At 42.3% G+C, this 26,766-nt stretch carries 32 protein-coding genes; all 32 read right to left on the minus strand.

Annotated elements, in window-relative coordinates:
* Window positions 1-8: 8 nt before the first annotated feature.
* The 32 genes from CS948_RS05675 to CS948_RS05840 all read right to left on the minus strand — a co-directional run bounded on the left by CS948_RS05675 (window position 9) and on the right by CS948_RS05840 (window position 26,762).
* Entirely contained in the window at window positions 9-599 is a 591-nt protein-coding gene (locus CS948_RS05675; protein WP_099290740.1) for a V-type ATP synthase subunit D, read from the minus strand.
* Between the two features lie 31 nt (window positions 600-630).
* On the minus strand, window positions 631-1,032 hold the full coding sequence (locus CS948_RS05680) for a four helix bundle protein (RefSeq protein WP_099290821.1): 402 nt from the start codon (window positions 1,030-1,032) through the stop codon (window positions 631-633).
* A 27-nt stretch (window positions 1,033-1,059) separates the two neighbouring features.
* A complete protein-coding gene (locus CS948_RS05685; RefSeq protein WP_099290741.1) occupies window positions 1,060-2,382 on the minus strand; it encodes a V-type ATP synthase subunit B in 1,323 nt (440 codons plus the stop codon).
* An 88-nt stretch (window positions 2,383-2,470) separates the two neighbouring features.
* A complete protein-coding gene (locus CS948_RS05690; protein WP_099290742.1) occupies window positions 2,471-4,231 on the minus strand; it encodes a V-type ATP synthase subunit A in 1,761 nt (586 codons plus the stop codon).
* A 21-nt stretch (window positions 4,232-4,252) separates the two neighbouring features.
* Window positions 4,253-5,080, minus strand: coding sequence for a DUF2764 family protein (locus CS948_RS05695; RefSeq protein ID WP_176554940.1), 828 nt, complete (start codon window positions 5,078-5,080; stop codon window positions 4,253-4,255).
* A 34-nt stretch (window positions 5,081-5,114) separates the two neighbouring features.
* Window positions 5,115-5,729, minus strand: a complete 615-nt coding sequence (locus CS948_RS05700; RefSeq protein WP_099290744.1) for a V-type ATP synthase subunit E family protein — start codon at window positions 5,727-5,729, stop codon at window positions 5,115-5,117.
* 462 nt (window positions 5,730-6,191) lie between these two features.
* A complete protein-coding gene (locus CS948_RS21615) occupies window positions 6,192-6,365 on the minus strand; it encodes a hypothetical protein (RefSeq protein ID WP_176554941.1) in 174 nt (57 codons plus the stop codon).
* Between the two features lie 6 nt (window positions 6,366-6,371).
* Window positions 6,372-6,575 carry a hypothetical protein gene (locus tag CS948_RS05710; protein ID WP_176554942.1) on the minus strand — a complete coding sequence of 68 codons (204 nt, stop codon included), beginning with the start codon at window positions 6,573-6,575 and terminating at the stop codon, window positions 6,372-6,374.
* A 240-nt stretch (window positions 6,576-6,815) separates the two neighbouring features.
* Complete coding sequence (locus CS948_RS21435; protein WP_176554943.1) at window positions 6,816-7,229, minus strand: hypothetical protein; 414 nt, start codon at window positions 7,227-7,229, stop codon at window positions 6,816-6,818.
* Between the two features lie 364 nt (window positions 7,230-7,593).
* The gene (locus CS948_RS05725; RefSeq protein WP_099290748.1) at window positions 7,594-8,301 is read right to left on the minus strand and encodes a tyrosine-protein phosphatase; all 708 of its coding nucleotides are present in this window, start codon (window positions 8,299-8,301) and stop codon (window positions 7,594-7,596) included.
* Complete coding sequence (locus CS948_RS05730) at window positions 8,301-10,667, minus strand: polysaccharide biosynthesis tyrosine autokinase (RefSeq protein WP_255301871.1); 2,367 nt, start codon at window positions 10,665-10,667, stop codon at window positions 8,301-8,303. The genes CS948_RS05725 and CS948_RS05730 overlap by 1 nt, the downstream gene beginning before the upstream one ends.
* Window positions 10,668-10,685: 18 nt before the next feature.
* On the minus strand, window positions 10,686-11,456 hold the full coding sequence (locus tag CS948_RS05735) for a polysaccharide biosynthesis/export family protein (RefSeq protein WP_099290749.1): 771 nt from the start codon (window positions 11,454-11,456) through the stop codon (window positions 10,686-10,688).
* A 9-nt stretch (window positions 11,457-11,465) separates the two neighbouring features.
* The gene (locus tag CS948_RS05740) at window positions 11,466-12,656 is read right to left on the minus strand and encodes a DegT/DnrJ/EryC1/StrS family aminotransferase (RefSeq protein ID WP_099290750.1); all 1,191 of its coding nucleotides are present in this window, start codon (window positions 12,654-12,656) and stop codon (window positions 11,466-11,468) included.
* Window positions 12,657-12,763: 107 nt separating this feature from the next.
* Entirely contained in the window at window positions 12,764-13,345 is a 582-nt protein-coding gene (locus tag CS948_RS05745; protein ID WP_255301872.1) for an MBL fold metallo-hydrolase, read from the minus strand.
* A 27-nt stretch (window positions 13,346-13,372) separates the two neighbouring features.
* On the minus strand, window positions 13,373-14,260 hold the full coding sequence (locus tag CS948_RS05750; RefSeq protein ID WP_099290752.1) for a hypothetical protein: 888 nt from the start codon (window positions 14,258-14,260) through the stop codon (window positions 13,373-13,375).
* A complete protein-coding gene (locus tag CS948_RS05755) occupies window positions 14,261-15,427 on the minus strand; it encodes a DUF3696 domain-containing protein (protein ID WP_099290753.1) in 1,167 nt (388 codons plus the stop codon).
* A 393-nt stretch (window positions 15,428-15,820) separates the two neighbouring features.
* The gene (locus CS948_RS05765; RefSeq protein ID WP_255301873.1) at window positions 15,821-16,102 is read right to left on the minus strand and encodes a DUF86 domain-containing protein; all 282 of its coding nucleotides are present in this window, start codon (window positions 16,100-16,102) and stop codon (window positions 15,821-15,823) included.
* Window positions 16,103-16,211: 109 nt separating this feature from the next.
* Window positions 16,212-16,502, minus strand: a complete 291-nt coding sequence (locus CS948_RS05770) for a nucleotidyltransferase family protein (RefSeq protein ID WP_099290756.1) — start codon at window positions 16,500-16,502, stop codon at window positions 16,212-16,214.
* A gap of 57 nt (window positions 16,503-16,559) precedes the next feature.
* Window positions 16,560-17,171 carry a sugar transferase gene (locus CS948_RS05775; RefSeq protein WP_099290823.1) on the minus strand — a complete coding sequence of 204 codons (612 nt, stop codon included), beginning with the start codon at window positions 17,169-17,171 and terminating at the stop codon, window positions 16,560-16,562.
* A gap of 2 nt (window positions 17,172-17,173) precedes the next feature.
* Window positions 17,174-17,851, minus strand: a complete 678-nt coding sequence (locus CS948_RS05780) for a PIG-L deacetylase family protein (protein WP_099290757.1) — start codon at window positions 17,849-17,851, stop codon at window positions 17,174-17,176.
* 2 nt (window positions 17,852-17,853) lie between these two features.
* Complete coding sequence (locus tag CS948_RS05785) at window positions 17,854-18,804, minus strand: GNAT family N-acetyltransferase (protein WP_099290758.1); 951 nt, start codon at window positions 18,802-18,804, stop codon at window positions 17,854-17,856.
* Window positions 18,805-18,849: 45 nt separating this feature from the next.
* Window positions 18,850-19,302: a DapH/DapD/GlmU-related protein gene (locus CS948_RS05790; RefSeq protein WP_099290759.1), complete on the minus strand. Its 453-nt coding sequence runs from the start codon at window positions 19,300-19,302 to the stop codon at window positions 18,850-18,852.
* A 1-nt stretch (window position 19,303) separates the two neighbouring features.
* Entirely contained in the window at window positions 19,304-20,365 is a 1,062-nt protein-coding gene (locus tag CS948_RS05795; RefSeq protein ID WP_099290760.1) for a ketoacyl-ACP synthase III, read from the minus strand.
* A gap of 14 nt (window positions 20,366-20,379) precedes the next feature.
* Complete coding sequence (locus CS948_RS05800) at window positions 20,380-20,613, minus strand: acyl carrier protein (protein WP_099290761.1); 234 nt, start codon at window positions 20,611-20,613, stop codon at window positions 20,380-20,382.
* An 8-nt stretch (window positions 20,614-20,621) separates the two neighbouring features.
* The gene (locus CS948_RS05805; protein ID WP_099290762.1) at window positions 20,622-22,022 is read right to left on the minus strand and encodes an AMP-binding protein; all 1,401 of its coding nucleotides are present in this window, start codon (window positions 22,020-22,022) and stop codon (window positions 20,622-20,624) included.
* Window positions 22,023-22,028: 6 nt separating this feature from the next.
* Window positions 22,029-22,787 (minus strand): SDR family NAD(P)-dependent oxidoreductase, encoded by a 759-nt coding sequence (locus CS948_RS05810; protein WP_099290763.1) that lies wholly within the window; start codon window positions 22,785-22,787, stop codon window positions 22,029-22,031.
* Window positions 22,788-22,792: 5 nt separating this feature from the next.
* Window positions 22,793-23,551: an SDR family NAD(P)-dependent oxidoreductase gene (locus tag CS948_RS05815; RefSeq protein WP_099290764.1), complete on the minus strand. Its 759-nt coding sequence runs from the start codon at window positions 23,549-23,551 to the stop codon at window positions 22,793-22,795.
* A 5-nt stretch (window positions 23,552-23,556) separates the two neighbouring features.
* Window positions 23,557-23,781: an acyl carrier protein gene (locus CS948_RS05820; protein ID WP_099290765.1), complete on the minus strand. Its 225-nt coding sequence runs from the start codon at window positions 23,779-23,781 to the stop codon at window positions 23,557-23,559.
* Window positions 23,782-23,791: 10 nt separating this feature from the next.
* Entirely contained in the window at window positions 23,792-24,028 is a 237-nt protein-coding gene (locus CS948_RS05825) for an acyl carrier protein (protein WP_255301874.1), read from the minus strand.
* A complete protein-coding gene (fabD, locus tag CS948_RS05830) occupies window positions 24,025-24,954 on the minus strand; it encodes an ACP S-malonyltransferase (protein ID WP_099290766.1) in 930 nt (309 codons plus the stop codon). The genes CS948_RS05825 and fabD overlap by 4 nt, the downstream gene beginning before the upstream one ends.
* Before the next feature lie 9 nt (window positions 24,955-24,963).
* Entirely contained in the window at window positions 24,964-26,001 is a 1,038-nt protein-coding gene (locus tag CS948_RS05835; protein ID WP_099290767.1) for a 3-oxoacyl-ACP synthase III family protein, read from the minus strand.
* A gap of 11 nt (window positions 26,002-26,012) precedes the next feature.
* Window positions 26,013-26,762: an SDR family NAD(P)-dependent oxidoreductase gene (locus CS948_RS05840; protein ID WP_141560891.1), complete on the minus strand. Its 750-nt coding sequence runs from the start codon at window positions 26,760-26,762 to the stop codon at window positions 26,013-26,015.
* Between the last annotated feature and the right edge of the window lie 4 nt (window positions 26,763-26,766).

The following is a 26,766-nucleotide window of genomic DNA, read 5'->3' on the forward strand; positions in this document are numbered from 1 at the left end:
ATCATAGACTATTCCTCCATCAATTTACGGGTTTTCACGATCTTCTGCGACGACTTGGACAGATTTTCCTCGTCCTCAAGGAAACGCTTAATCTTACGAATAGCTTCCTGATAACCCGGTATCTGCACCTTCTCGTACAAGTTCACCTTTTGAGTGGTCTTCTTTCTCGCCTTATCGAGCAACTCCATTTTTCTCGCGAAAAACTCTCTCTCCAAAGCGATACTCACCACTTTCTTGATGTATTCAACTCCGTCAAGGAGCCATCCCGGTTGGTTGAACAAGCTGAAATCCTTCACCTCGTAGTCCACCCCGTCCAGAACGGGCGTCTTCACCCCGGCAATCTTCTTCACCGACATCCTTACATCCTTCACGACGAGAATATCTTCCTTGTACTCGTCATAAAGCTGCAGCATATCGTTGAGCGAATTCAGCGTCTCCTCCAACTTCACACTAAACTCATCCGCCACCTGTTTCGCTTTCTTCACCTCCGACCGCAAAGCCGACTCCTTGTTTTTGATGGTAGGCAATGCCCGTACTCTCATCTTCAACTGCTTATCCAGCCCCTGAAGCGAAGTTTTATTATATTGAAACTTTATCACCTTACCAGTTTTTAAATTTTAGATTTATGATTTACGATTTATGATTCAAAGACTCTTTAGATTTACGATTAACTTCGGATTCCAGATTATAACTTTTCGTTTTAATCGAAGCGACAATCATTGCAACAAGTTCATTAGCTTCTTTTTTCAAAGGAGCTATATCACTTTCCGACAACAAATGCGCTTCTTCCATAATCTCTAACCAATATACTGTTTCATCGCACTCTTCCTCCACGATTTTCATCTTACTAATAAAATCCTTGTCGGATTTTGCACGACAAACAGCTCTATAATTAGCACCGACAGACAAAGACGAACGCAATATTTGGTCACAAACAACTTTAGCCAATTGCGTTCTGGGAAGTTTCTCAACTAACCGAATCACTGCTAGCCCCAATTGTTTTGTCCTATATTTAAACGTCACTTTATCCATAATCATAAATCAAGAAATCATAAATCGTCAATCTTTATAGCCACCGAATTGTTCGATAATCTCCGCCTTAATTCCCAACTCCGCCTTGTTAAAGTATTTCCGGAACAGCTCCCACGCTGTATCCAGCATCTGCTCGACACTGATGTTTACGTCAATGGCAAGTAGGTTGTTCGAATACTCTTTCGCGAAATCAAGGGTACGGCGGTCGTAGTCCGTCAGGTCAAAACCGTTCTCCATCTTCGTGCGGGCATTGGCTGCATCGGCATACAGACGGATGGCGGCATTCATCACTTGCGGGTGATCCTTACGGGTTTTCTTACCGATCACGAGCTGTTTCAAACGTGACAAACTTCGGAACGGGTCAACGATAACCTTACCGATCTCCGAATCCTTACGCAAGAATAACTGTCCCTCGGTAATGTACCCCGTGTTATCCGGAATAGCGTGTGTAATATCACCACCGGACAACGTGGTCACGGCAATAATCGTGATAGAACCTCCGGCAGGGAACTGCACTGCTTTCTCGTAAATCTTCGCCAAGTCCGAGTACAGAGAACCCGGCATGGAATCCTTCGACGGGATTTGATCCATACGGTTAGACACGATACTCAAAGCATCGGCGTACAACGTCATATCCGTCAACAACACCAATACCTTCTCGTTCTTCTCCACGGCGAAATACTCGGCAGCCGTCAATGCCATATCCGGAACCAACAAACGCTCCACCGGGGGAGCCTCCGTCGTATTCACGAAACTGACAATACGGTCAAGCACTCCGGCATTATCGAACAGATTCTTGAAATACAGATAGTCGTCATTCGTCAATCCCATACCTCCCAAGATAATACGATCCGTCTGGGCTCTCAATGCCACGTTCGCCATTACTTGGTTATACGGTTGATCCGGATCGGCAAAGAACGGAATTTTCTGTCCGGACACCAACGTGTTGTTCAAATCAATACCCGCGATACCCGTTGCAATCAATTCCGACGGTTGTTTACGTCGAACCGGGTTCACGGAAGGACCTCCAATCTCTCGTTCCTCCCCGTCAACTGCCGGTCCCCCGTCAATCGGGTCGCCGAAAGCATTGAAGAAACGTCCGCACAAATCATCTCCAACCCTTAAAGTCGGAGCCTTCCCCAAGAATGTCACTTCTGCATTCGTCGGGATACCCTCCGTTCCGGAGAACACCTGAAGGGTTATATCATTACCCCAAATCTTCACGACCTGTGCCAACCGCCCGTCTACAATAGCCAATTCGTCATTTCCGACGCCTTGAGCATTCAACGTACACGTTGCCTTCGTGATCTGAGTAATCTTTGTATAAACTTTTTGAAAAGCAGTCGTCATACCTATTTTAGATTTTTGATTTCAGATTTTTGATTTAATGTTCTTGCCAAAGCAACGAATCATAAATCGTAAATCATAAATCATAAATTTATTTCTTTTTTCTCTCGTCAATAATCCCCTTCACCTCAGCCTCATACTTCTTGAAGGCATCGGATTGGAATTCGGAATAGTTCATCTGCTTGAATCCATTAATGATCCGTTTAAAGTAAGGATTAACCTCCTCGAACGTATCAAAATTAAACTCGGAGCGAACCACACCCAACACCATTTCCAACATATACTTCTGGCGCTCCATTGAAGTAGAGCCGTCAATGTTGTCAAAAGCATCCTGCTGCAAGATCACGAAGTCAATCAACTCGGATTTCCAGTATACCACGTGATATTCCAATGGCACACCGTCATCTCCCAAAATGTCGATCTGTTCGGCTGTCTCCCGTCCCCGTACCAAAATATTACGGGCCTCATTCACTCCGTCGATCCACGTGTCGGAAATATTCTTCTTGGCAAACTCCACGAACTCCGGGTATTCCAGATACTTGGAATAAGACTCCAACGTATCGATAGCCGGGTAACGTTTAGCATCGGCACGAGCCTGCGACAGAGCATAGAAACAACGAGCCACCTTCTTCGTGGACTCCGTCACCGGCTCTTTCAAGTTACCACCGGCGGGCGACACCGTACCGATAAAGGTCACGGAACCCGTCTTACCGTTATTCAAGTACACCATCCCGGCACGAGCGTAGAAGTTAGAAATAATTGCTGACAAGTCCATCGGGAAAGCATCCTGTCCCGGCAACTCCTCCATACGGTTGGACATCTCACGCAAAGCCTGAGCCCAACGGGAAGTAGAGTCGGCAAGCAACAACACCTTCATACCCATGGAACGGTAATACTCCCCGATCGTCATTGCCGTGTAAACAGAAGCCTCACGGGCAGCAACGGGCATATTCGAGGTATTAGCGATAATTGTCGTTCTCTCGTACAACTTACGACCGGAACGGGGGTCTTCCAGTTCGGGGAACTCCGTGAAGATTTCCACCACCTCGTTCGCACGCTCGCCACAGGCAGCCATGATAATAATATCGGCATCGGCAAAACGCGAAAGAGCATGTTGTAACACGGTCTTTCCCGTACCGAACGGACCGGGAATAAATCCGGTACCACCCTCCAGAATCGGGTTCATCGTGTCGATAACACGTACTCCCGTCTCCATCTGACGTGACGGACGCGGCTTATCCACGTAATTACGGATAGCCACCTTCACCGGCCATTTTTGTATCATACTCACGGGCACCTCTTTGCCAGCCTCGTCTTTCAACACAGCTATCGTGTCCATGATCGTGTACTCCCCGGCACCCACGATAGATGCCACGGTAAACTCGCCCTTCAGTTTGAAAGGCACCATTATCTTGTGATCCAACCAGTTCTCTTTCACGTTACCCAACCAGTCGGCAGCCTTCACCTTATCACCGACTTTTGCCAATGGGGTAAAACTCCATTTCTTATCTGCCTCCAACGGGTTCGTGTACTCACCACGTTTCAAGAATACCCCGGTCATCTTGTCCAAATCGTTCTGAAGACCGTCAAAATTCTTGGATAGCAAGCCCGGTCCCAATGTTACCTCCAACATGTGGTCCTCAAACTCCACTAAAGAACCGGGCTTCAATCCCCGGGTACTTTCAAAAACCTGCACATAAGCAATATCCCCAACCACCTTGATGACCTCCGCCATTAACCGCTCGTCCCCGAGCCGGATAAAACAGATCTCGTTCTGGGATACCGGTCCCTCGGTGCGCACAAGTACAAGATTGGAAATAATACTATGAACTTTTCCTTGTGTTTTATTCATCTCTTAATTTTAAATTTTAAATCACTTAAATTCTTCCGCGAACTCAAAACTCCGTCTAAACTTATCGACTACCTCCATGAATACCTTTCGCCCCGACTCGGAGCTCATCTTGCTCCACCTCTCGACGATCATCAGCTCAAGCATAAAACTCAAAACCTTTTCCATGGAAAAATACTCGTACACGACAGCCCCCTCAATGTAATCCCAATGAAGCAAATCCAATCCCCGTTCCCGTTCCACGAGATTAGGGTTATTCATCAGCGACATCACCTTCTCCGCGTAAGGATATTCCATACTCAAACCGAAATCTTTCGAGTTCGAAGTCCTCAGCGCCTTGGAAACCGCATTATTACCAATAATCTCCGGGGCAACTTCCTTACCGTATTTCCGACAAGTAAAAGCGACTACCAAATTCTTAATATTCATCGAGAATTCCGCGTACTTTCTGACAAACTTGTTTCCACAATTCATCATATAATCGTAATACATCCAACTCAACACGTTCTCGGGCGAAGTCTCGTATTTAAGATGTTCCCCTTTGAAATCGGCAATAAATTGATTCAGGTAAGCAGGTAAAGAATTTTTGGGTTCGGCTATTTCGTCTTCCAACTGTTGCAACGGGTATACTGTTTCAAGGGCGGTATCGGGTTCCATCTTATTCAGCAAACGAAGGACTTGCTTGTTATCGGCAGGAAGGAAGAAAAGATTCATCAACTTCACGTCCTCCTTCTTCAAAGCCCCTTGCGCCAACTCCCGAAACCCGTTCACGGACAACGACAATTTCCGATCGTCCAGAAAGACCTCCGGTAAACCCGCGATTAAACAGTAGTAATTATTCTTTAATATCATCCTTTTCAAATTTTAGATACTAAAAATCCAATATCTATTTATTTTCTTCAAAAAGGAGCTTCTTCGTAAAGCCTTTGATATATTGGTTAAAGAAAGCCTCGAACAATTTCTCCGAGAACGCTATCTGGAACCCTCCGTCTTTCGGTTGAATCACGAATCCTTCGTCCAAGTTACCCACGTTCACCGTGAGTCCTTTATCCAGCAAATCCTTATATTTTGCCGTTACAAATGACTCGAATTTATCTTTCTCGTCAGCAGAAAGAAGTACTTCCATATCCAAATTTCCCCCGGCAACATCCCACTTCTTCACGATTGTCATAACCAACTCTTGAATAAAAGCCTTTTCCTCGAATCCGACCTTGGCAACCTCTCCCGCTACTTCTCCGGCAACAAGATTAGTAATTGCCTGTTTCAATGCAGTGATCGCTTGACGGGCACTCAACGTCATTTCAGACTCCGCCTTCTTCTTCAAGTTTGCCACATCGGTTTCAGCATCGGCATTCATCTGCTCCGCCTTTGCCTTTGCCTCGGCAACAATCTTTTCGGCCTCTTGCTTCGCTTGGTTGATGATATTCTCCGCCTCCCGGCGAGCTTTATCAACCCCCTCATCATAAAGCTTCTTGGTCAAAATATCTAATTTATTCTCCATAGTAAAAAACGTATTATATATATTAATTTATTCTTCTTTCATCCAAACAAATAGAACTCAATAAACATGCCAGTGTTCCAGAAAAACGGCGTCAAGATATTAAAAAACCTTCACAAAAACAAATATTTTCTCATATTCCCAGGGCGAACGCATCAAAAGGCTTTTCGCCCGGTTCATAAAGTTGAGCTTTCAGCTCATAAAGTTTATAAAGTTCATAAAGTAACGGGCGTCCTTCGGACAAGGTTTACCGGCAGCTATGCTGCCGTGGACAAAGCGCCCGCTAGGGTCCATAAACCTTATGAACTTTATAGACTTTATAAACTTTTAACTAAAAGGGCGAAAAGCGTTTTGACGCATTCGCCCTGCTCGTATTCCAACAGCCTGCCAAAAGTACACGAGAAAAACTTATAAAACGAAAAGCCGCACCATTTAGATGCGACTCTTCACTTGTTTAACTTTTCGCTATTTCTCTCGTCGATGCTTACTCCACCGATATTTGCACCAAGCCACCACGACTGAACTGATCACTCCTCCCACGATACTCAATATCCCCGCCACTAAATCATTCGCCAACTGTGAGAAAAAGGCATTCAAACTCAACGTGAAGAATATTCCGGTAAAAAAATAAATACTCATCACGGATCACTCGATAATCAAATATTCACTATCCGATACTTGACTACCATTCTTTGACGTGGCAAAACAATAGGCCACAACCTTCGAGTTATCCCAACCTTTCGGAAGCGCGAAACTGGAACTGCCACTCTCGCCTCTATTCCTCAACGTGACAATCTTCAGGCGTTTCAATGCAGTCTCGAACAATACGGCATATACTCTATCATCCACTAACGAGTCAGCGTACTCGTCCTCTGATTCCCAAACAATTTTTTACTTCTGCCATAAGCTCTCGTTTTAATAAATACCAACGTTTACATCTCTCTCGTTTTTCTGAATGCAAAAGTACATCCCCTGCCAAACTCCATCACTACACGCGTGCCCCGCGTGTAGTGATTTTATTTTCAATGCATTGATTATCAATAGCGATTTTTTTTGAAAAATCCACAAACTAACTCTACCCCACATCATTTAATGCCTCCGGGCATCCTTCTCATCTTTGGCCTGCTCTATCAAAAACACCAACTGTTTCGAAAACACCGCTACATCCTTCAGTCTTCCAAAAATATCCCGCTTCAGATCCCGGTAATTCGGAAGTTTCATCCCGAAAACCCGCTCCACCAGCTTGATAATCTCGTCATAACCCATCAACTTTCCCCTCGGCGACCACAACACCTTCGCTAGACAAATCCCCAATGCCAATTCCGCCATTTCCATTTTCGGATTTTCCGACTTCCAAATTGCCAGCGGTCCGTCATCCAGATGCCCGGCAAACCATTCCGGTTTTTCCAATCGCTCCCGTACCAACCGGATCTCGTGCTCCACCCGCATCAATACGGCATGAAGACACAAACTCACCGTGATCTTTTTTTCCAGTCCCGTCACAAATTTGATACACCTCGTCCCAAACCTGCAACCGGATACGGATACCTTCCAAACCGCGAGCCACCTCACTATAATCCCGCACCTCCTCACTCCATTTCACCAAATCGTTCACGAACTCCAGAACAATCACCTCTATTTGTTCACCCGACATCTCTTGAGCACCTTCTTTTAACCAAGAGAACAACCTCCCTTTCAATAAATGTTCCATAATCACATTTTTTAATTTATAAAAAAAGCCCCGGGAACTCTTCTCCCGAGGCATATCTTCAATCACCGCATCGTCTAACCGGCAATCCCTTTACCCATAAATCCTTTCATCAATCGTAAATCATGGAACGAACAAGAAATTCCTTCAATCTAAAATTTAAAATCGTAAATTAGTCAGGTTTTTCGCCTCTCCCGATCTCAAAAACTTCTCCAAAAGCTCCACTTGCTTGATCGAATGAATATCTCCCGAAACATGATCGATCAAACCTGCCGCTGCCAGAGCCTTCGCCCCGTGTTGAGCCTCTTTTCCGTAAAATCCGACAAACGATAACAGATTCACCTGCATCCGACATCCCCTGTGCTTCAAATCCTCAGCACGTTCTTCCAAATGCCCCGCGTAAAACGGGTAACGTTCCGGGTGTGCCAATACCGGCGTGTAGCCCTTGTCCTGCAATCGAAAAACCACCTCCTCGAAAGAAGGCGATGCCGCCACGAAACTATGCTCCACCAGCACTTTTCCCCCGTCAAACGAGGCAATATCTCCCTGCTTGATCAAATCTATCATGTACTCCCCGACTTTGTACTCCGCTCCCGCGTCAGCGTCTATATCAATCCCCTCCTTTGCCAAACACGTTCTCAATGCCTCCAACTTCTCTAAAATCCCACCTCGCGTGTTCAAAGGCGACGGGAAAGATATATGAGGGGTAAAAGAAAACCTCTTCACCCCCAGTGCCAACATTTTCTTCACGATCACCACCGAATCCTCCATCTTCCTCACCCCGTCATCCAATCCCGGCAAGATATGAGAATGCACGTCATGCTCGTAAAAGAAGTATTGTTTATTCTCCCTTCGAAACCAACTCATCACTTTGTCGATTTACGTTTTTTCCCCTTTTTCTCACCGGCATCCTGCCCGTAGCCATAACCATAACCGTAGCCATAACCATAGCCATAACCGTACCCGTAACCACCGGAACGACTCATCTTTATACCGTTCACCACGATTCCTAAATTCTCCATACGTTTCCCTTTCTCCAGATCGGTAATCACCCGCAATCCCTTCTTGTCAAGCACGTTTGCCCGAACCACGTAAACACAGGCATCCGCATACCCGCTCAAGGAGAATCCATCCGCCAGTATCCCCAACGGCGGTGTATCAAGAATAATAACAGAAAAATCTTTTTTCAAGCATTCCAACAATTCGCCCATCCGGGGACTCGCTATCAACTGTGTCGGGTTCGGCGGTACAGTACCCCCGAATATCACGTGAAGGTTATCATCCACCTTCTCGATAATCGAACCCGGGTCATCCACCATCCCTGCCAAGTACGCAGACAGCCCTTTCTTGTTCTCTCTCTTGAAATACTCGTTCAATTTCGGGTTTCGCAAGTCACAACCGATCACGATCACTTTCTTACCCGCCTTGGCATAAGCGTTAGCCAGATGTGCGGCAACTAGCGATTTTCCCTCTCTTGGTATAGTGGAAGAAACCATGATCACCGGCACTCCCTTTTGCTTGATCAAGTAATTCAAATTTTCCCGAATCAAATGCATCGATTCCGACATCAGGAAATCTTCTTGGGAAACAGACGTTTTATCCTCGGGTAATTGCGGCAAAGTTCCCAGCAAAGGTGAACTCACAACCTTTTCTACCTCGGAAGCATCTCTCACCTTCGTATCCCACATATCTGCCACAAACATAATCCCCACGGGCAAAACGGCACCGATAAACAACCCGAATAATAAAATAAGCATTTTTCTCGGGGCTACCGGATGCTCCCCCGGGTCCGGGTTCTCGATAATTTTGGCCATCGGCACGTACATCAGCTTGGCGATCTCCGCCTCCTCCCGTTTCTGCATCAGGAACAAGAAAAGATTCTCCTTTAATTCCTGTTCGCGGGCAATGGAACGGTATTGTTTTTCTTGCGTGGGAACGGATATCAATTTCTCTTCCACCAGTTGACTCTCACGCTCCAGACTCTTAATCTTAATATCCAACCCCTTCTCCACATTCGCAATTGCCGAGCGGATACTACTTTTCAATTCCCGGAGCTGCATTTCCAACCCCGTGATAATCGGGTTACTCTCGCGGGCAGACTGTAATAACTTTCCCCTTCGCAACACCATCTCGTTATACTTACTGATCCCGCTGTTTAATGTCTCGTCCGTAAGCCCGAGCCGTTCCGGCAAAATCCTGAACTCCTCACCTTGCCTATCCTCAAGGTAAGAGCGCACGCTCTTTACCACGTCCATTTCCGTCGCCAACTTCAACAACTCCGCATCGGTCACCTTCTTCTGCTCCATCACCAAAGCCGCATCCGAAGTCAAGTTCGTCAACTGGTTCCTTTTCTTGAACGATTCTGCATCATTCTCTATATCACCCAACTCTTGGTTGATCACCCGCAAACGCTCATTGATAAACTCCACTGTCTTTTCCGACACGAGTTGTTTATCATCAATCCCGTTTTCATTGTAACGCCGGATCATCGTGTAAAGAAAATCCATGCCTTTTATCGGGTTCGTTTCTTTCAACGAAACCCCCACCGCACTCGTGTTCTTCTCCAGTAAATTTATCTCCAGCCGCTTGTGGAAATCCGTGGCGGCTTTCCCGTAAGATAACAGATCCACGCGTATTTCATCTCCAGCCCGTAACGACGAATCACTTCTCTCCACCGTCATCCGATAATCACCCATCGGGATCGCCCGGGAAAACTCCCCCTCGAACATGATATTCCTGTCCGCATCAAGTACCTCAATCCGGTTCATCTCTCTTGCTATCACGTAAAGCGTCGTATCTTTAATATTCTCCGGCAAATCAACCAAAACCCGCACGGGAGAGTCCTTATACAACTTCTCGTCCCTCAATACTTTCTCCCGCGTATAATCCACGTTCAATTCCAGTTCCTTTACCACATCCAGAATCAAATTCTTGGATTTCAATTCCACGATCTCGTTCTCCACCATCATGTTCCCCTGAAACAAACCCAACTCTTTCAACATCGGGTTCACCCCGACTTCCCCCTTCTTCGAGTCACTAATCATCACCTTCGCCCCCACTTTATACACCGGCGTCGAACTAAAACAAACGTACAAAGCTATGCCTGCACACAACGGAATACTGATGGCAAACCACCACCAACGAGCCAAAATTTTAAAGAAAAAAGCTCTCAGGTCAAAATACTCTTCTTCTTCTGCCTGAATCAAATTACTATCTTGGTTGGTCATCTTCATAAATTAATTCTTCCGAAACTATTTAGTCAAGGTTATAAGTGCCACGATCGTCGATAAACTCGACAATATATAAGGCAAGAAAGTACTCACGCTTCCCCCGGCTATACGCCCCTTGTTTGGCTCCACGTAAACCACATCATTCTGTTGCAGGTAGAAAAAGGGGGAATCTATAAAATCACTCGATGTTAAATCTATCCGTGCGAAGATTTTCTCGCCGCCCTGTTCTCGCATCACCAGCACGTTCTTCCGTTTCCCGTTAATCTGCAAATCTCCCGCCATACCCAAGGCATCCAACAAAGACACTCGCTCGCTGACCACTTTATAACTACCGGGACTTTTCACCTCTCCCAATATCGTCACCTTGAAATTCTGGAATTGTATCGTCACGATCGGATTCTTCAAGTAAACAGATAATTTTTCTTTCAACATCTCTGCCAAGTCATTTCGCGAGATTCCCTCCACTTTCAATTTCCCGAGTACCGGGAAATCTATTTCTCCGTTCTTGTCCACGAGGTATCCCCTTGGAATCTGTTGTGTCGAAGTCGTGCTTACCTCCCGCCCCAACCCAATCATCGGCGTGTTAAAGGGTAACGCAGATTCCAGATCATCACACGACACGATGATGGATAACAGATCATCCGTGTGGATCACAGTCTTGTACTCACTCTCCGCTTTTATCCGTTTATTAACATCCACATCCTGCAAATACACCACTTTCTTGCTCGAGGCACAGGAGGCCAACAATCCCCCGGTCAACAACAACACGATCACGTTTTTTATCAAACACATAGATTTAGATTATTTCTTGATACAATTTTTTATCTCTCTCGTGATATACGCCACATCCTCATCCGTCACGCGAGGACCGGCAGGGATACACAAACCCCTCTCGAATAACTTTTCCGAAGTACCATCCACGTAACAAGGATTCCCCGCGAAAACCGGCTGCAGGTGCATAGGCTTCCACAACGGTCGGGTTTCAATTCCTTTAGCGTCCAAAGCCACACGCACCTCCTCGTGATCTACCCCTGTCACCGCTTTGTCGATCAAAATCGTACACAACCAGTAATTCGCATTAAACCGGTTATCGGGATTCGACATCAACTCTATTCCATCCACATCGGCGAATGCCCGCTCGTATAATTCATGCACGTGGCGGTGATGAGCCACATGCTCGTCCAATACTGTCATCTGTCCCAAACCGATCCCGGCACAGATATTACTCATCCGGTAATTGTAACCGATCTTCTCGTGCTGGTAATAAGGATACGGTTCCCGTGCCTGCGTGGCGTAGAACATCACCTTCTTCTTTGACTCCTCGTCCGGACAAACCAATGCTCCTCCTCCCGAGGTTGTTATCATCTTGTTCCCGTTAAAACTCAACGCCCCGTACAACCCGAAAGTCCCGCACTTTTGTCCCTTATATTCCGAACCCAATGCCTCGGCAGCATCTTCCAGTACCGGAATGTCATATTTCCCGGCCACCGCACAAATCTCGTCCATCTTCGCCGGCATCCCGTACAGGTGCACCGGAATAATTGCTTTCGGCTTCCGTCCCGTTTTAGCGATCCGGTCTTGTATAGCTCTCTCCAACAACACGGGACTCATGTTCCACGTCTCTTCCTCCGAGTCTACGAAAACAGCCGTCGCCCCTTGATATGTCACCGGGTTGGCAGAAGCGCAAAAAGTGAAACTCTGGCATATCACCTCGTCACCCGCCTGTACCCCCAACAATATCAACCCCAAGTGCAAGGCCGCCGTCCCCGCACTCAATGCCACCACCTGCTTCCCTTCATTTTCAACTCTCAACTTTCCATTTTCAATTGCTTGTTCTCCACTTCCAATCAAAAAATCCCGCAGTGATTTTTCAAAAGCGTTCACGTTTGGTCCCAAGGGCACTACCCAATTCGTGTCAAACGCTTCTTTAATAAAATCCTGTTCCTTGCCGCTCATGTGCGCCAAACAAAGATAAATTCGTTCCCTTTTCATGCAAAAATCTCTTGAACACACCCTTCCGGTCAAGACATAACAACCACGTCTTCACTCCCGCGAGTGCCCTATTGATAAATAAAACTTATGATTATACTACGAAATATTCAATTCCCCAACAAGACCTCTCCATGACCGGGATATAAATCCCGCCCCTCCGCGACTTTCAAAATCGCCTCCACGGATCGGGCTGCATCTTGTTTGTTGCTACGTGGGAAAGTAGTTATTACCTTCACTTCCGGTATAAAAGAATCGCCCGTGAATATCTCTCCCCTCGTGTAATAAGTCAAGCAACTCTTGTCATGCCCGGGCGTCTCCAACACTGTCAAAAATTCCCCGGGAAATAGCTCCACCTCATCTCCATCATGCACAACTCTCACATGATCCCCCTTAAACACGATCGGATCATCATGATACTTCGAAAAATTCAACTTATCCGAATAAATTCCTTCCATTCCCGCTTCCGACGTGTACACCACGGATCGCAGGAACAAATCGACCATCCGGTTAATCCCGTACAAATGATCATAATGCGTGTGGGTTAGAAAAATACCTCGAATCGTCACCCCTTCCCCGATAGCCTCCAACACCGGAGCGACATCTCCCGCGTCCACCAACCAACACCAATCTGCCCCTTCCTCCCGCAACACGTATGTATTGGAACTAAAAACCGTATTTACGATCTGCACAATCTCCACAACTATTTTTTGATGATCCTACAAATGACGAACAATAGCTCCTATATGAATTTTTGTCGAATTCTTACTTGTCGGCATACTGAAATATATTCTACAATATTGATTAATATTTCGTTTTTGAGCTTTAGATGCATCAGGAGAATTAAATTTCAGATGTGGTTCACAAACAAGCGTCGTGTTTTCATCAGCAAAAAAAACATTAAATTTTTCATCTTTTTCACCTTCAAACGACCCTCCCTCAATATTGTATTTACAAGCAAAAATTCTAGGAAAATCAATATTTGAACATTGAGCAACACGGAACTCATTCATAAAATAAGTGTCCATCACCAATAAACAAGCCGTAATTTTCTCACTGTGCGAAACAAGCACTTCTTTTGTTTGAGATTTATATCGCTCACCAAATACAAGATTCGGATAATATTTAGAACATTCTTGATAGAAAAAATCCACATCCCCGGGATACAAACCTAAAAAATAACTACGAAACATTCGCCAATCTTCATACGTTCCCAATACTTGTTTCGAGCGTTCCATGCATTCCGTTTTCGTTAGTACAACTTTTGCACTACATGAATCTTCCGAATGCCATTCGATTAATTCATCAATTTCTTCTCCCGTAAAATTAGTTGCATGATACACCCCGCTGGTTAATAATATGAAAAATAATTGGGAAATTTCCTTAGGATAAGCATGTTGTCCTAATATAAAATCTCCACATGTTGTTCCATCAGGCAATAGTTCAGTGGCCATGAACTCATCCGTATTAAAAAGGAAAACATTATCTTTATCTGCCACTTTTTGTGTCAAGTCTCTAAAATTTTTCAACTTCGTCAAAATTGCAACTTCGTCATCGGAATGATTGTACGCGAAAGAATCAGAATATACATATAAATCCGCTCTCATTTACTTTTTCATTAATCCTAATTGCAAAATTTCCAACAATTGTTGTTCTTGTAAGTCAAAAAAGCCTTTAGGCCAATTCGCTATTTGCCCGTTAGAATCTATATTTAGTGGATAAACTCGGAACTCCTCATCAAAAAAATAGATAGAAACATGATCTTGTGTTACGCTTTTCTCTTCTTGCAAACAATACAACCGGACTGAATTCAATATATGTTCACTATGAGTCTCTATATTGACCTGCACCCCGTTCATCGCTAATAACGACAACAATTCCATCAACCGAGCCTGTGCAGATGGATGTAAATGTGCTTCAGGATTTTCTACAAACACGACACTCCCTCTTTCTGCTATCAAAGCAACAATTATAATAGATAAAATATAGCTATACCCAAAACCCATGTTAATGGATTTTGCCCATCCCATAGAATGTCTATTCTTCATTCGGAGTTGCAACGTGTTATCGGTTTTAACTAAATCCAGTTCAGATCCTCCCATTATATAATCACACCACTTGTTTACTTCTTCAATAAGTGACGCTGATTTACCATCCTTTAATCGAATGCCATTCAAGGAAGAGTGGGCAACTAAAACAGCTAAACGTCGTTCACCCAATATTCCCAAAGGATTAAATTCTTCCTCTTCACATTTTTCTTCATATAAAGTCGGTCCTAATCTTGAAGCAGAGATAAAATAGAATGGACTGAAAACCTTATCCATTCGCGGATAAGTTGATTGCAGAAAACGTTCTGTATTTAATTGTTCTTCCTCTGTACCAATAGAGCCTGTTGAAGTAAAATAATCCTTATCCGATATTTTTAGTTCGCAAATTTTACCACACCATTCATTTTTTGCTTCATAGCCCAAACAAATATTACGATAGTCTTCTTGATCCGTATCAATTTCAAACCTAACAATTCCTTGTCCTTTATTTTTTAAATCAGAACTTATCAGATCTTGGAAATGAGACAATCTCACAAAATCACCATTGACACATAATGTTTCTATATTTCCCGTCTTTTGTAAACTTTGAGCAAGCAACAATAAAGCTTGAAAAATAGTAGATTTCCCCCGTCCGTTCATCCCAGCTAAAATATTCATATTAGATAAACGGAAAGTTTGTTTGCTAGAGAAACATTTGAAATTTTCAATAGAAAGTTGTGTTATCATAGATTATATATCATTAGAATGCTCCTGTAACCAATTGACAGAATCACTCGGCAACCAACCGGATAATTGAGATAGTGAAACCTGACTTATCAACAATAAATCTGATGACTCCAATAATGCTTTTAATTGTTCATATAAAACTTGCTTACTTGAACTTGTAATAACAAACCATGAATTCTTCATACATTGATTTGTATTCGGGCTCAATGTTTTCAACGTTTGAAAAAAAGAGGAGTAATCTTTCTCATTATTTTTCAATTCATATGTTATATTATAAAGCATTCTTCATATTTTAATTGAAGTGCGAAGTTATATATTTTTTTCATTAAAGCAAACTACGTTTTTTGCCTCTCCATCCAATCAACGAAACGTGATCCACGTACCACGTACTATTTATATCTCGAACAAATCATCGTGCTTACCGGCCTTTATATCCGTCAAAATTAATTCCACACAAACAATCAATTCCGGAAGATATTTCTTTATAATCTTAAAAATATTCATGGGATCAACATTCCCATACTCGTGAGATATTATATTTCTTAAGGCAAACACTCCTTTCCAATATACCTGAGGATAATTGGGAAAAAGCCTTGAAGAAGTCCATTTATCAATTTTCCGTGCGATCTCTCCTATTACTTGAATTAACATACATGCAGCATCGAATTTCTCCATGCTACTCGGGGAAATTAAAAAATCATGATACTTTGCAATTGGAGCATTCCGCTCGACTACTAAATTTGATTTTTCAATCATCAAACTTAAATATTCTTTCACTAAATCCTTAGACGAAGATTGCATCTTTCATGATATTAACCTTAAACGAATCTCTCAACGAATCTCGAAAATTAACGACATCAACCTTGTATCGGGTCAATTTTTCCAATTCTTCTTGTATCTGAACCAACGTAAAAAAATCCGATTCCTGTAATACGACAACGACATCCAGATCACTTGTTGCTTTTTGTTGTTTCCTTGCAAAAGAACCAAATATTCCCAACATCTTAATCCCATATTTCTCCGCAAAATTGGTCTTAAAATCCCGTAATATATCTATTATCTCTGCTGTATTCATAACTACACTAAGTATATATTGCAAAGATAAACTTATTTCACGAAAAAAACAACATACTCAATTCGTCCCGTCAAAAGGAACTGTTGTAGCTTCTCCCTCCTTCGAAACTCCATCACGACAAATTATTGTTTTAATTGCAAGAAAAAATATTTTTAAATCAAGCATGAATGACACGTGATCCACGTACCACACATCCATCTCAAATTTTTTCAACCACGTGTTATTATTTCTCCCGTTGACACCAGCCCAACCAACAATTCCAGGTCTCACTTCGTGTCGTCTTGCTTGTTCCGATGTATAAAATGCCAAATATTTAGCCGGAAGAGGACGGGGACCTATTAACGCCATATCTCCTTTCAACACATTTACCAACTGGGGTAACTCATCTATTGATAATTCTCTCACAATCCGTCCCACGGGTGTTAACCTATCTGCATCAGGAAGTAATACTCCGCTTTCATCCGTTCTATCACTCATTGTTTTGAATTTCAAAATCTTAAACAACTTCCCCCTATATCCCGAACGTGTCTGCACAAAAAATATCCCATGCAAATTCTGGTGTGCTATTAGTAATAAAATAGCAATAATACATAAAAATGGGATTAAAACGCATAAGGCTATCAAGGCTATCACAAAATCCATCCCCCTTTTAACGAAAGACACGTACACGCTCATCTTATATCACGTATTAACATGAATGCTTCAGCTCTAGGATAAGAAACCGTTGCACCTCTATATTTTGCCAACGCTTCCATCGCCTCAATTGAACGAGAGGACGGAAATTCTCGTATTTGGGATTTGAAAAACCTCATCGCAACACATTTTGCATTGAACTCTTCCTCTGTCAACTCCACAAATACATTAGGTATAAATGCCTCTGATTGATACGGAACTCCCCACTCGGTTTCCGACAAAGTTTCATAAGCGTAAACTCTTTTCACAGAACAGTTATTCACGGGACGACAAGCAACAAGTGTCGCATCAAAAACCGCCTTATGATCTTTATGTATATCACCACGATGTGGAACAAAAACAGTATCAAATTGATACTTCTGAATAAGTTCTGACAATGCAGTCGCTATTTTGTAAGAAGGAAACGTATCTAACCTTGGCGCAGGAAAATCCATAAAAAAAGTATCTTCCACACCCAAGGCTCGATGTGCTGCTAATGCTTCATTCCTCACGTTTTGTATCCCTTCCAGAAGATATCTTTCCGGATCTCCCACGTGAGCGTTAGTCACAATCAAAACATATGTTTCGCTCCCATTATTTACCATCTTTTTCATTACTCCACCACAGCCCAAGACTTCATCATCCGGATGCGGAGCTACTACTAACACTTTTTTCATACTTAATATATATCTGAATCCCCGTAAGAATAATACCAATTTTTAAATTCAGTCAACACGTCACTTAAAGACTCATCAAACACTCTCACTCCTAAGAAGGTTTGTTTACCACCCAATACAAAACCATTTTTCTCGTAATAAATATGTCGCCGATCAAAAAGAGAAAGCCACGTGTGTACACTTGATATTTTTAAATCAAAAGAAGCAATAATGTGTGAAAGAAACTCGGGTAGCAAAGAGATGTTCTCCATAGCGATTCCATTTTCAACAATAAACGCCCCATATGAGCCATCCGCCATCGGGTACAATTTAACGACTAAAAAACCTGACAAGACAGAATCTCGATGTTCAAAAATATAATATTTATTAAAAGGGTTTTCTTTATACCTCCAATTCAAATAATCCACTGATTGATTCAAGGAAACACGGAAAGCAGAAGTTATTTGTTTTAATAAATCCGAATGAGATTGATCAAAAGTTTCCATCCTCGTTATCATGGGTGATAAGCAAGGTTTTATACTAGATGTCTCCAACACCAAATGATGAATAACGGCCAAATCTCTCCAACTCAAATTCTTGATAAAACCATAGTGAGAATTCTTATTGGGAAATCCCATAACGCATTTCGTATCGTATTTTTGGGCGATAAACGAGTACAACTCTTCCGCCAAAGTCTTGAATATCCCTTTCCCGCTGTAGTCAGGATGAGTCATTGTTGTCATAGAAAGAGATGCTTGCGTTATCTCATTATCTACCACAAATTGAAAAGGACTCACGGCATAATGTCCAATCAACAACTCTTTTTCCCACATTAATTTTATATAGTACTTCCCCACTGGATTCCGTTCGAAGCGCCACCGCCAATATTGTTCCCGCATTGGTTTCCCGAAAGTCAATTCAAACAAATGCAATATAGCCTTTTCATCCCCAGTTTGGTAATCTCTTATTTCCATTGATACTTCAATTATTTTATGTCAACATAATTTCACAATCATGTTTTACTTTACTAATTTACCCTTATTAATAATTTGAGTTTTATCACTTATTTCTATACCCGTACGAACTACTCTAGCCGGATTCCCCGCTATCAAACAATGACTAGGAAAACTTTTAGTAACAACACTTCCTGCCCCCACAAACACATGATCTCCAAGAGAAACTCCAGGAAGAATTATTGCCCTTCCCCCTATTACGCAATGTTTACCAATATACGTATCACACCACATTTTTTCCTTTCCTCTAGAATAATCATGAGCTATAATCATCACTCCCAAAGCTACTCGAGTTCCGTCACCAATGTGTACACCCTTAGGATGTGCGCGATCAATAAGAGCTCTCCAAGATATTTGACAATTTTTTCCAATATCAACACCTCTTATTTTCCGCAAATACACTCCATATGAATGATTTATCACTCGACTAATTTTTTGTCTAAAAGATAACTTAGCCATATTATTTTACTTTTATCAAATCCGAAACAACCATCGGTTGTGTTTTCATCCACATCGTTCCCCAAGTCAACCCTAATCCAAAAGATGACATCAACAAACTCTTCTCTGCAGTCATCAATTGCTCCCGCAAACGTGTTACCATCAAAGAAGGAATAGAAGCTCCACCCAAGTTTCCAAATTCTTCCAAATTATATGGTACTTTTTCCAAGGGCAATTTCAATTTCTTCACGATTCTGTCTACGATCATCTTGTTCGCCTGATGAATCAAAAAATAATCCACATCATTATCCCTGTTTATCTTGTAATCCGCCATAAAAGCCTCTATCGACTTGGGAGGTTTGGAAATTGCAAACGAGAACACGTTCATACCGTTTATCAACGTGTGTATGGGAGCTCGAACAATCCCGTTCCCAAAATCCTCGTACTCGAAAGACTCCCTCGTGATCGGCTGACGGAATCCCCCGTGTGGGGTCATCAGAGCCTCGTACCCTTTCCCATACGTGTGAAAGTCGACCACGATATCATTCGCTGTCGGATCATATTCCAAAGCCATCGCCGTTCCACAATCCCCGAATAACGGAACTCTACTCTTATCCTTCATGGAGCCCATCCGCAAAGCCGTATCCCCGACAAGTAACAACGCCCGCTTCACGTTACCGGAAGACAACAAATTTCCACCTGTTGTGATTGCATACATGCAACCACAACATCCCATCGGGATATCCATCGAAAAACAATTCTCCGAAAATCCCAACCGATCTTGCAACAAGCATGAAGTTGGAGGAGTTTTATAATCACCCGTTACTGATTCGAATATCAAAACATCAACGCTCTCCCGCTCCCATTTAAGGTCTGCCAATAGTTGTTCCGCCGCGGCAAAACACAAATCAGACGCACAAACATCATCGGGGGCAATATGCCTCTGTTTGATACCGACAGTATTATTAAACACCTCAGCATCTTCCGGGGTAAAAAACTCGAAATCCGTCGTGTGAACCACGTTCCGGGGAACAGCAGCAGCCACTCCCGCCACCTTCACGTTTTTAATTTCCCACCTTGCCATAAGTTCTAACGTGTTTAAATTTCAACCCCGTATTTGCACAATATCTCTTTACCCGCCTTGTAAGACGTGAATCCCATGATATCTTCCAGCTCGAACATGACATCAAACGATTCTTCCAATAAAGCGACTATATTTAACTGATGAACCGAATCCCATTCTTTCACATTGTCTTTTGAAAAATCATCATTTAAAACACTTTCTGTCACGCCAAATACTTCCACAAACACCTTGTTATATTTTTGCTCCATTTTTTTACTTATTGGTTATTCAATTGACTATATAAAACTTTCCCCACTCTATTTCGGGGTATCTCAGATATAATTCGCACTTCAAAAGCTGATGCCACAATACCAGTTTTTTCAACCAACTCCCCTTTCACCAACCCAGCTAACTGCGCATTTGTGATATAAACTATCATCTTTGCATCCGTTCCCACGCATGCACATTCAACCGGGAATGCAGCTCTTACGATTTGCTCACATTCATCAAGCCCAACCCGCATCCCATAAAGTTTTAAGAATCGTCCCGTACGCCCCACGATATAATAAAACCCATCATCATCCCGATAAGCCAAATCTCCCGTCTTCAAACATCCCTTTCGTTCATCTCTCAACGCCAAATCCTCCTTACACAAAGCATACCCCAAAGTTACATTCCTCCCCCGATAACACAACTCCCCTTCTTTGTGACTTTCCTTAACTAATTGTCCTTCCGAATCTATCAAAAATAGCTCCCCGTTAGGTACCGCTTTCCCGATACTCCCACATTTCGACAAGGCATATTCCGGCGGCAAATAAGCCATCCTAGCCGTCCCTTCCGTCTGCCCATAGGTGGCGATCCAACGTTTTCCGGTCTTTTGGACATACTCCACGAACTGAAGATTCAATTCCTTCGACAACTTACCTCCCCCTTGCGTCAACAACTCCAAATCAGGTAAATCCATTTTGAAAAAACGCATCAAACGTAAAATCTCGTAACTATATGGTACCCCTGTGAAACTCGTCGCTTTCCGCTCTTTCAAAAAAGTCCAAAACTCTCTTTGTGTCATGCTCAAATCCGTGATCAAAATTGTAGCTCCCACGTACAAATGACTAAAAACGACTGATAACCCCATCGTATAATACAAGGGCAACACAAGCAAAGGACGATCACTTTTCTTCAACTGGAAAAAAGTAGATATATTCAATGCAGACGCTTCCACATTTTCATAACTATGTCGCACCAACTTGGGACTGCCAGTGGAACCTGATGTGGGTAGCAAATGTGACAACTGTTCGTAAACAGGACTGCCGGTTTCTCCCGTCTTTAACAAAAAATACCCCCAACGCTCAAGTTTACACTCCAAATCAAATCGACCGCAATCTTTATTCGAAACACAAATATACTCCGGTTTGTATAAAACACGCAACTGCTCCAATAGTTCTCTGTCAATCTTGGGATTTAAAAACAAGGGTACAATTTCTGCCGCTATGCATCCCATGCCCCAAGCAACTCCCCCTATCTCATTGCCAACTAGCACGAACACCAGAGAACGGGCAGGTAACACACTTCCCAACTCGTGTGTAAAAGCCACCAGATTCCCGTACGTCAACTTTTCCCCGGCAGAATCTACTACCGCCAAAGAATTCGTATCCTGCCTGTCTATATTTAAAATCATAATATTTTATATTGAGGCACAACCGTCAACACCAAGCACTTGACCGGATACATAAGAAGCTCTATCCGAAGCCAAAAAAGCACAAGCGTTAGCCACATCATCCGGTTCTCCTAAACGCCCAAGTGCAATTCTCTTGATCCGCTCGTCAATTTTCTCTCCCGAGGATTCGTACAACTCCGCGAATCGCTCTGTTTTTACAATTCCCGGGGCAACTGCATTCACCCTTATTCCCGCAGGAGCCAACTCTTTAGCTGCTGATTTTGTCAGGGCTATAATAGCCCCTTTCGTGGCAGAATAGGCAACCTGTCCCGGAGAACCCAGCACAGCCGTAACGGACGCCATATTTATGATGGAACCGTTTTTATTACGTGCCATCAGACGAGATACCAATTGTATCATCTCGATCACGGCAATCACGTTAATCCTGAACATGAGTTCCGTTTCCGGTCTGGATATCATGCCTAATTTTTTATTAAACACGACTCCGGCATTATTCACCAATACGTCAATTCTCCCCGCCTCTTTATTTATCGACATGAAACTATTCTTAACCCCAGCAGCATCCGTGACATCAAAATACACGGGAGTTACTTTCGTTCCATGTTTCGCGGCGCAATCATTTGACCATTCGTCCATACTACCTGTTTGTACATCGCAAGCATACACGATAGCCCCGTCTGCGGCAAACTGTTCAGCGATAGCCTTACCTATTCCTTGTGCAGCACCGGTAATAATACAAACTTTATTTTGTAATAATTTCTCCATAAACACTAGCTTAAAGTCATTCCCCCGTCTATCTTTAAAGCCGTTCCGGTTATCCACGAGGCAGCATCAGACAATAAATATACAATAGCATGGGCTATATCCTGCGGCGTTCCATACCTTCTTAACGGGTAATTCAACAATTCTTTTTGACGTTGTTCTTCTGTGAATTGACCATTGTTAATCAAATTAGTCTCCACCATACCGGGATTTACACTGTTACATCTTATCCCTTTAGGACCGAGCTCCAACGCCACGGTTCTCATAAAAGCGTCAATTCCACACTTGGTGGTTGCATAAATCCCATTCCCGATAGAAACACGATACACCCCACCGGCAGAAGCCGTGAATACAAAAGAAGTTCCTTTTCTTACTTTTTTCTTTTTCACGAGATATTTTGTCAATAACATCGGCGCTATCAGATTTATACGTTGAATCCTTTCGATCTCTTCGACCGTGATGAATTGAGTCAAGGTAAGTTTCATAACTCCTGCATTACAAACACACCCGTCCAAATTCGGCACGAAATCTACCAAATCTTCAATTTCCCGTTCCTCTATGAGATTAGCTTTATAGCAAGAATGTTTCTGCCCGTTATCAGTATCAAGAGAGGCTAAAGTTTCCTTTAAGCCCTCTTCATTGATATCTGTCAAGACCAAGCCGGCCCCCATTCGGGAGCACTCTATCGCAGTCGTGCGCCCGATTCCCCCGGCAGCTCCTGTTACCAAAATAATCTTCCCTTTAAGACTATATGGATTATAACTCATGAATGCTATTTTTTTGCTAATACTTTATTATATAAATCTTCTATCGTGAGCGCTTCTCGAATATCCTCACCGTTAAGCACGACATCATATTCCTCGTCAATCATAGAAATTAACGCCAAAGCGATCAAAGAAGACCATTCATCCAATTCCCGAAATTTAGTGTTAGGTCTGAATACATCAGGAGCCGTTTCTTCAAACAACTCTATAAATTTTTCAATAAAATTCTTCATCTCTCTCTTTTTATCGGGTTTGTATTAAATCGTACAATTCTCTAATCGTTGATACGGAACGTAAGTCTGCACCTGTAAGAAACTTATCAAATTCTTCATCAATCATGGATATGATCGAAAGTGCTACCAAAGACCCCCATTCGTCTAATTCTTTATAAACTGTCTCCTCAGTAAAGTTATCAGCGGGAGTTTCATCAAACTCAGAAGCAAATTTTTCAACAAATTCATTTAAAGAAATCATATTCATATATTATTTAAAGGTTTATATTGTTTATAAGTAGGTATAGACCAGATCATGTCCACTTTTTTATTAGGGTACATGCGAGCGACTATTTTTTGTAATGTATCATCCGGTCCGACCTCATAAAAATCCGTTACGCCAGCATCTACCATATTATGAACCATTTGAGTCCATTGCACCGGGTGAGTTATATGCTCTATAAGATTACTCTTTATTTCTTCCGGATCTGAATGCATTTTCCCATCAACACATTGACAAACAGGAACTATAGGCGTATTAAAAATAGTTTTATCGATTTGCTTTTTCAACTCAAAACGGGCTTCTTCCATGTATGGAGTATGAAAACTACCTCCAATCATTAAAGGTACGGCTTTTTTTGCCCCCTCTTTCACGAAAGCTTTACAAGCCAACCTAACGCCCTTTTTAGAACCTGAAATTACAACTTGACCAGGGCCATTATAGTTTGCGAAATAAATTGGTTCACCTGTTTCATTCCAAATCTCTTTAATTCTTCTAGCGACATATTCATCAGTAAGCCCTATTACCGCACCCATCGCAGTATTTGTATTTTCACATGTTTTTTGAGCTATCAATGCCCTATGTAATACCAAATTCAATCCATCTTCAAAACTAATTGTACCATTTACGACTAAAGCAGCAAATTCACCAAGAGAATGTCCGGCAACAACATCCGGCATTACATCATCTTGAACTAAAGCTAAAGCTACTTCATACAAAAAAATTGCAGGTTGTGTATTTTGAGTTTCCATCAATTGCTGCTCTGTCCCATAAAACATAGTATCGGTTATTTTTCTTCCTAAAAACTCATTACCATGTTCAAAAATCTCTTTGGCTTTAGGGAAATTATCATATAACTCTTTTCCCATCCCTTCTCTTTGGCAACCTTGACCTGGAAAAATAAAGGCATTCATAAATTACAACTATTTTAAATCTTGGTTAATTGGCCTATAGATATTAGTTTCTGAAAGATCGCATGCAATACTTCCCCATGACAACCCGACCCCATAAGCCGCTAGTACTATTTTTTTCCACGTTGTTGTGTCGATTCCAAGCCCCTTGTGAGCATAATCTGTTATAACCAAAGGTACCGTCGTAGGTCCAGTATTTCCATAGTTTTTAATATTGAAAGGTGCCTTATTTTCACTAATCTTAAGTTTCTTCTTCATGAAATCCAAAGTGAATTTTGTTGCCTGATGTAAAGCATAAAGATCGACCTCATCTTTATCCCACTTCATAAATTCCAAGATTGTTTTAATGCTCTTCGTTCCACATGATACAATAAAAGCGAAAACATCATCTCCTTTATTTGCATTTTTGCTAAAATCCTGTTTTTGAGCGTTACTAGGCCAATGACGAAATCCTCCATTCACATTAATCACCGTGTCTGCCCCGGAACCATCCGAGCATAAATGAAAGCCCATGAAAGAATCACCAACAGAAACCAAAGTTGCAGACCCACAATCACCAAAGACCATTCTAGCACCAAGATTATTGGGATTCAATATTTTAGTATTTGTATCACCAGCCATCAACAATACATGCTTGCAAGCTCCGGAATGAATCATTGAAGCAGCTTGAAATAAACCATACATGTAACCGGAACAACCATAAGAAATATCAAAACAAATAGTTTCTTTCGACAATCCCAAACGATGTTGTAAAACCACAGATGTAGCTGGATATAAATAATCAAATGTTTGAGAAACAAACACGACCCCATCTATTTCATTCCTATCAATACCTTCATTCTTAATTAAAAGTTCCGCAGCCTCGAAACACATATCAGATGTCGTCTGAGAATGATCCGCAACGTGGACTCTTTCCACACCCGTTGTCTTTTTCACATTGTCGATCTCTTTTACCCCGTGTTTCTCCTTCAAACTATCCATTTCAAAACACCCTTGAGGAAGACAAGTAGCTATTGCCCTAACCCTTACATCATTTATTAAGCACTTCATTCCTTTATAATTTAACTGATTGATTGTCCTCCGTCAATAATTAACTCAATTCCCGTGATCCACTTACCCGCATCAGATAAAAGATAGACACACCCGTAAGCAACATCGTCCGTTCTCCCAAACCCTAGAGGTATTGATGATTCAACCTTGGACATCTCTTCTTCTGAAAAATTACTAACCGGTTTTGTCCTAATTATACCCGGTAGAATCGAATTTACCCTTATACCTTTATTCCCATACTCCAAAGCCATCACTCTAGCGAAAGAATTAATCGCTCCCTTCGTCGCAGAATAAAGGGAATTTCCCTTGTAAGGTTTTATGGAAGCTAGTGAAGAGATAAAAACTATTGAGGCTCCCTTATTTATCTTACCTTCATTAAACAAATGCTTTATCAGTGTTATATTTGAAAAAACATTAATCATGAATATTTCCTCTGTTTTTGCAAAAGAATTATACTTTACCGGGAGCGTTTTCACCATCCCGGCGCATAACACAACGCCATCAAGCAAAGGAAGTTGTCTCACAAAATCTATAATTAATTCTTCCTTGGATAAATCGCATATTAATTGCATATTCTCATTACCAACTAAAGAATCGCATACTTCACTCAATCTGTCATTATCACGTCCCGTGATAATCATCCTTCCTCCAGCTTCTGCACATTTTATCGCAATCCCTTTTCCTATACCAGAAGATGCTCCCGTAACAAGTATCGTTTTTCCTTCCAATGGATAAACTAGATTCATTATCTTTATTTTCACAATA

It is taken from the genome of Butyricimonas sp. Marseille-P3923, assembly GCF_900184685.1.
GTDB lineage: Bacteria > Bacteroidota > Bacteroidia > Bacteroidales > Marinifilaceae > Butyricimonas > Butyricimonas muris.

What these genes read in the sequence shown, in the direction of transcription:
- CS948_RS05690 (WP_099290742.1), bottom strand. Translation starts at nt 4,231, where the DNA reads ATGAATAAAACACAAGGAAAAGTTCATAGTATTATTTCCAATCTTGTA.
- CS948_RS05750 (WP_099290752.1), bottom strand. Translation starts at nt 14,260, where the DNA reads ATGAGAGCGGATTTATATGTATATTCTGATTCTTTCGCGTACAATCAT.
- CS948_RS05835 (WP_099290767.1), bottom strand. Translation starts at nt 26,001, where the DNA reads ATGAAGTGCTTAATAAATGATGTAAGGGTTAGGGCAATAGCTACTTGT.
- CS948_RS05780 (WP_099290757.1), bottom strand. Translation starts at nt 17,851, where the DNA reads ATGAAAAAAGTGTTAGTAGTAGCTCCGCATCCGGATGATGAAGTCTTG.
- CS948_RS05725 (WP_099290748.1), bottom strand. Translation starts at nt 8,301, where the DNA reads ATGAGTTGGTTTCGAAGGGAGAATAAACAATACTTCTTTTACGAGCAT.
- CS948_RS05740 (WP_099290750.1), bottom strand. Translation starts at nt 12,656, where the DNA reads ATGAAAAGGGAACGAATTTATCTTTGTTTGGCGCACATGAGCGGCAAG.
- CS948_RS05820 (WP_099290765.1), bottom strand. Translation starts at nt 23,781, where the DNA reads ATGAAGAATTTTATTGAAAAATTTATAGAGTTGTTTGAAGAAACGGCT.
- CS948_RS05695 (WP_176554940.1), bottom strand. Translation starts at nt 5,080, where the DNA reads ATGATATTAAAGAATAATTACTACTGTTTAATCGCGGGTTTACCGGAG.
- CS948_RS05765 (WP_255301873.1), bottom strand. Translation starts at nt 16,102, where the DNA reads ATGGAGAAATTCGATGCTGCATGTATGTTAATTCAAGTAATAGGAGAG.
- CS948_RS05790 (WP_099290759.1), bottom strand. Translation starts at nt 19,302, where the DNA reads ATGGCTAAGTTATCTTTTAGACAAAAAATTAGTCGAGTGATAAATCAT.
- CS948_RS05755 (WP_099290753.1), bottom strand. Translation starts at nt 15,427, where the DNA reads ATGATAACACAACTTTCTATTGAAAATTTCAAATGTTTCTCTAGCAAA.
- CS948_RS05685 (WP_099290741.1), bottom strand. Translation starts at nt 2,382, where the DNA reads ATGACGACTGCTTTTCAAAAAGTTTATACAAAGATTACTCAGATCACG.
- CS948_RS05735 (WP_099290749.1), bottom strand. Translation starts at nt 11,456, where the DNA reads ATGTGTTTGATAAAAAACGTGATCGTGTTGTTGTTGACCGGGGGATTG.
- CS948_RS05805 (WP_099290762.1), bottom strand. Translation starts at nt 22,022, where the DNA reads ATGATTTTAAATATAGACAGGCAGGATACGAATTCTTTGGCGGTAGTA.
- CS948_RS05680 (WP_099290821.1), bottom strand. Translation starts at nt 1,032, where the DNA reads ATGGATAAAGTGACGTTTAAATATAGGACAAAACAATTGGGGCTAGCA.
- CS948_RS05770 (WP_099290756.1), bottom strand. Translation starts at nt 16,502, where the DNA reads ATGAATACAGCAGAGATAATAGATATATTACGGGATTTTAAGACCAAT.
- CS948_RS05700 (WP_099290744.1), bottom strand. Translation starts at nt 5,729, where the DNA reads ATGGAGAATAAATTAGATATTTTGACCAAGAAGCTTTATGATGAGGGG.
- CS948_RS05825 (WP_255301874.1), bottom strand. Translation starts at nt 24,028, where the DNA reads ATGAATATGATTTCTTTAAATGAATTTGTTGAAAAATTTGCTTCTGAG.
- fabD (WP_099290766.1), bottom strand. Translation starts at nt 24,954, where the DNA reads ATGAATGCCTTTATTTTTCCAGGTCAAGGTTGCCAAAGAGAAGGGATG.
- CS948_RS05785 (WP_099290758.1), bottom strand. Translation starts at nt 18,804, where the DNA reads ATGGAAATAAGAGATTACCAAACTGGGGATGAAAAGGCTATATTGCAT.
- CS948_RS05730 (WP_255301871.1), bottom strand. Translation starts at nt 10,667, where the DNA reads ATGAAGATGACCAACCAAGATAGTAATTTGATTCAGGCAGAAGAAGAA.
- CS948_RS05800 (WP_099290761.1), bottom strand. Translation starts at nt 20,613, where the DNA reads ATGGAGCAAAAATATAACAAGGTGTTTGTGGAAGTATTTGGCGTGACA.
- CS948_RS05815 (WP_099290764.1), bottom strand. Translation starts at nt 23,551, where the DNA reads ATGAGTTATAATCCATATAGTCTTAAAGGGAAGATTATTTTGGTAACA.
- CS948_RS05795 (WP_099290760.1), bottom strand. Translation starts at nt 20,365, where the DNA reads ATGGCAAGGTGGGAAATTAAAAACGTGAAGGTGGCGGGAGTGGCTGCT.
- CS948_RS21615 (WP_176554941.1), bottom strand. Translation starts at nt 6,365, where the DNA reads ATGAGTATTTATTTTTTTACCGGAATATTCTTCACGTTGAGTTTGAAT.
- CS948_RS05810 (WP_099290763.1), bottom strand. Translation starts at nt 22,787, where the DNA reads ATGGAGAAATTATTACAAAATAAAGTTTGTATTATTACCGGTGCTGCA.